Annotated in this window: 3 protein-coding genes and 1 pseudogene; 1 reads left to right on the top strand and 3 read right to left on the bottom strand. The window is 77.8% G+C overall.

All coding sequences use genetic code 11. The features are described from left to right. The 3 genes from GTR02_RS20205 to GTR02_RS20195 all read right to left on the bottom strand — a co-directional run. Positions 1–1,115 (bottom strand): chemotaxis-specific protein-glutamate methyltransferase CheB (locus GTR02_RS20205; RefSeq protein WP_166609275.1); only part of this gene is annotated, 1,115 nt, incomplete at its 3' end. Between the two features lie 176 nt (positions 1,116–1,291). After that, the gene (locus GTR02_RS20200) at positions 1,292–1,924 is read right to left on the bottom strand and encodes a YcnI family copper-binding membrane protein (RefSeq protein WP_166609276.1); all 633 of its coding nucleotides are present in this window, start codon (positions 1,922–1,924) and stop codon (positions 1,292–1,294) included. 613 nt (positions 1,925–2,537) lie between these two features. Further along, a complete protein-coding gene (locus GTR02_RS20195; protein WP_166609274.1) occupies positions 2,538–3,443 on the bottom strand; it encodes a hypothetical protein in 906 nt (301 codons plus the stop codon). Positions 3,444–3,728: 285 nt separating this feature from the next. Between GTR02_RS20195 and GTR02_RS20190 the strand changes: the two are divergent. Further along, positions 3,729–4,302: pseudogene (locus GTR02_RS20190) on the top strand (hypothetical protein); the annotation flags it as partial.

Raw genomic sequence — 4,302 nt, 5'->3', positions numbered from 1 at the left:
GGGGCATGCCCGGCGCGGGCCGCGGGGGTCAGGACCGGCCGGGAGGCCACGCCGAGGCGGCGCTGGATCGCGTCGGCGATGGAACCCAGCGGGAGCACCTCGTCGGCGACGCCCTCGCGGGCGACCGCGCCGGGCATGCCCCAGACGACCGAGGTGGCCTCGTCCTGGACGACGACCTGCCCACCGGCCTCGGCGACCGCCTTGCAGCCCAGCTTCCCGTCGGAGCCCATGCCGGTGAGGATCACCGCGAGGAGCTCACCGCCGAAGGCGGTCACGGCGGAGCGGATCATCACGTCGACCGCGGGGCGGCAGAAGTTCTCCGGCGGGCCCTGGTGCAGGCGCGTGACGAGCGTGGCCCCGCGGCGCACGACCTCCATGTGGTAGTCGCCGGGCGCGATGTAGACGGTGCCGGCGACGACGGGCTCGCCGTCGGTGGCCTCCACGACGTGGAGCGCGCTGACCTTGTCGAGGCGCTGCGCGTAGAGGCGCGTGAAGACGGGCGGCATGTGCTGGGTGACGAGCACCGGGACGGCGAGCGAGGCCGGCAGCTTCGCCAGCACGCTCGACAGCGCCTCGGGGCCACCCGTGGAGGAACCGATGACGAGGGCGCGCGGCGTCGCCGCGGCACGGGCCCGGGTGCGCACCGCGATCGGCGCGGACGGTGCCGCGGCGACGGGGGCGGCGACCGTGAGCGGCTCGACGAAGTCGGGGACGAGCGCCTTGATCTTGGGGATGAGCTGCTGGCGCACGGACTCCATGGACTCCGCGACGCTGCCGACGTTGGCCGGCTTCGTGACGTAGTCGGAGGCGCCCGAGGACAGCGCGTCGAGGGTCGCGGTCGCGCCGCGCTCGGTCAGCGTCGAGAACATGACGATGGGCAGGCGCCGGTCGACCTTGCGGATCTCCCGCAGCGTCTCCAGGCCGTCCATGACGGGCATCTCGATGTCGAGCGTGACCACGTCGGGCTTCAGCTGCTCGAGCTTGCTGAGCGCGATCTTGCCGTTCTGCGCGGTACCGACGACCTCGAGCGCGGGGTCGGACGCCAACACGTCCGTGACGAGCCGCCGGACGACCACGGAGTCGTCGACGACCAGAACTCTGATGCGCTGGCGCACGAGCCACCTGGCCTTCCTGCCGCAGCTGCCGCGCTGCAGAGCGCGCCTCCCGGACGGGTGGCTCACCTTCCATCGGCTCGCCCGGGCGATCCCTGAACCCGGCGCGCCGGGAGCCGTCGAGGCCCGGCCCCCACCACCGCTGCGGCGCGGTGGGGGCCGGACGTCGCGGCGGTGCGTCAGCTCCGGTGGGTGCGGCGGCGCAGCGCCAGCACGAGCGCGGCCAGCCCGAGCGCGAGGCCCGCGACGCCGAGCCCCCGCGCGAGGCCGTCCGCGGGGCCGTCGGCGGGGCTGGGCGCGGTGGCCGCCGGGGCCGCGGTGGCCGCCGACGCCGGGGCGTCGGCCGCGGTCGTCGTGAACTCCGGGGCGGGGCTCTCGGGCTCCTCGCCCCCCGGCGGGGTCGGCTGCGTCCAGGACGCCACCTCCCCGTCGGAGTAGGTCTGCACGGTCGGCAGCAGGACCCGGGTCCCCGCGGCCGGCAGCGGGCCGAGGTCGAGGTCGAACTCCTGGAACTGCCCGGGCGCGATGCCCGCCCCGGCGTCGGCGGTCCACGTCACGGTGTGCGGGGCCCGGGTGGTGGTGGCCCCGTCGGTCGTGACGGGTGCGGGCAGCGCGTCCTCGACGACTCGGGCGGTCCAGCCCGGGACGGGCTCGACGGCCACGAAGGTGAAGGGCGTGTCCTGCGGCAGCGTCAGGACGAGGCGGACGGTGGACGCGGTGTCGGACTCGTTGGGCACGCGCACGGTGACGACGCTGTAGTCGCCGGCGGCCGTGGTGTCGGGGACCGCGTGGACGTGCGCCGACGCGGGCAGGGCGGCCGCGACGACGAGGAGTCCCCCGGTCGCGGCCCCGGCCCGTCCTGCTGCGGCGCTCGCCGAGCAGCAGCCGCAGGACGGCCCGGACGGGCAGGTGCAGCGGCTGGAGCCACGCCCACCAGGCCCACACGCCGCGTTCGGCGGAGGCGAGGACCCCGGCGGCCAGGACGGTCGCGAGCACGTGCGTCGCGAGCATGGTCGCGGACGTGCCGGGCATCGTCCCGGCCGCCGACGGCAGGGCCACGGGCGTCCAGGCGGCGTGGTGCCCCGCGGCCGCCGGCACCGCCTCGACCGCGAAGGCGGTCAGGGCGGTGTGCAGGCCGAGCTGGCCGGCGCCGAGGGCGGCGAGCAGCGCCACGGGTGACAGCCGCCGGCCGGCCAGGAGCACCGCGGCGCAGGCGGTGACGACGAGCACCGCGGCCAGCAGCAGGGGCCCGGGCAGCCGGCCACCGCCCGCGACGTGCGCGGTGGAGGCGAGCGCCACGACGACGGTGGCCACGGCCGCGGCGCGGACGAGGCGCACCGCACCCCGGGCCGGCGACTGCACCCCGTCACGGTAGGCCAGGCCCGCGTGCGGGCCGCGGGCGGCGTCGGCGACCCGGGACGGGCGTCAGCGGCCGAAGGCGGCGTCCCACGGGCGCAGGAGGACGTCGCGCGCCTCACCGGGCAGGAGGTCGGCGACGACCTCGGCGTGCACGACGCCGCTGACGAGGTTCCACAGGCCACCGGCGGCGTCGGCGGCGTCGAGGCCGCCCGCGCGGAAGGCGCGCACGGCCAGCAGCTGGGCGACGGCCGCGGAGCGCGTCCGCCCGGACAGGTGCACCGCCCACGACGCCTCGTGCACGGCGGCGGCCCACTCGCCGCCGACGGCGCGGTCGCCGTCGGCGGCGGCCCGCAGGCAGGCGCGGTCGGTGCCGTCGAGCCGCGTGAGCCGGTCCAGCACCGCGGCCACGCCCGCCGGCACGTCGTCGAGCTCGGGTGCGCCCGCGGGGGCCAGCTCGCGGCAGGCCGAGAGGTAGGGGCCGGCGAGGGCGCGCCGCACCTCGGCGGGCAGCCGGTCCCCCAGGTAGGCGGAGACGGCGGCGTCGGCGAGGACGTCGGCGGCGCGCGCCGCGCCCTCCGTGCGCAGCCCGGGCCCGCCCTCGACGGGCAGGGTCCACGTCCAGTCCAGGACGTCGTGGTGCACGAGCCGCACGAGCGCGTCGGCGTCGGCGACCGTGCTGGCCTGCAGGACGCGCACCACGCCGTCCTCCAGGCGGTCCGCGGCACCGGCGTCGCCGAACTCGCGCTCGAGGAGGCCGTTGGCCACGTCGGAGAGCACGTCGGTCAGGGGGCGGACCTCCGCGACGGCCGCCCGCACGACCTCCCAGGCGGCGGACCGCGCGGCCGCGTCGTGGCGGGAGGCGAAGACGTCCAGCTCGCCCGGCCCGGCCTGCAGCGCACGGATGACGACGTCGGCCGCCGAGTCGCCGGCGGGCAGCCGCACGAGGTCGAACCCCAGCACGGGAGAACTCACGAGCGAGTAGTGCATGCTGACGCGCCTCCTGGAGCACCCAGCCGCCCCGGTCGGGTGGCGAGAGCCCCACCTTGACACCGGGACCACCGCCCAGCCAGGTCGCCTCACGCGTTCGGGCTCACGACCGCCGTGTCCCAGCGGACGGACCGCGAACAGGTTGCTCCGTGTGGGTGAAGCGGCCGCAGCCGCGCGGGGTGGCCGGGCCACGCAGCGTGCGCGAGGCGTCCCCCGAACGGCTTCCGGCGACGGCCAGCGCTCCGGCCGTCGCAGGCCTACCGTCGGGACGTGGACCTGCTGGACGACGACGACGCCGACGCCGACGGAGCACCGGGCCCGCGCGAGCGGGGTTCCGCCGTCGCGTGGGTGCTGGCGGTCGCGGCCGCGGTCCCCGTGGCCGTGGCCGCGGAGGCGTGCCGGCGGGTGATGACGGGCGGCCTGGACCGGGTCTTCACCGCGACCTACGGCGGGTACCCGGCGCCCTCCGCCGCGCTGCGCCAGCGCTTCGAGTGGATGGTGACCTCGATCCCCGTCGGCACGGCGCTGCTCGCCTCCGCGGTCGGGGTGCTGGCGGTCGCCGGGCTGCACCTGGCCGGGCGCCGGCCCGGCCGCGGCCCGCGGTCCACGGCGGCCGGTGTGGGCGGGGCCGTCGTCCTGTCCGGGCTGGCCTTCCTGGCCGGGGTCCTCAACCACGTCCTGAACGCCCCCGCGACGACGCCCGCGACGGTCGCCTTCGTGGACGCCTACCCGCCGTTCCTGCAGTTCGGGCCGCAGGCGGCGGAGGTCGTGCTGACGGTGGTGCTCGCCGCCGTGGCGGCCGTGGCCCTCGTGCGGCGCCCCGGACCGGGCGCCGCACGAGGGC

Origin of the sequence: Kineococcus siccus, assembly GCF_009906795.1 — a bacterium.
GTDB lineage: Bacteria > Actinomycetota > Actinomycetes > Actinomycetales > Kineococcaceae > Kineococcus > Kineococcus siccus.
Note: the sequence above shows the minus strand (reverse complement) of the source record. Positions and strands in the feature narration are given on the sequence as shown.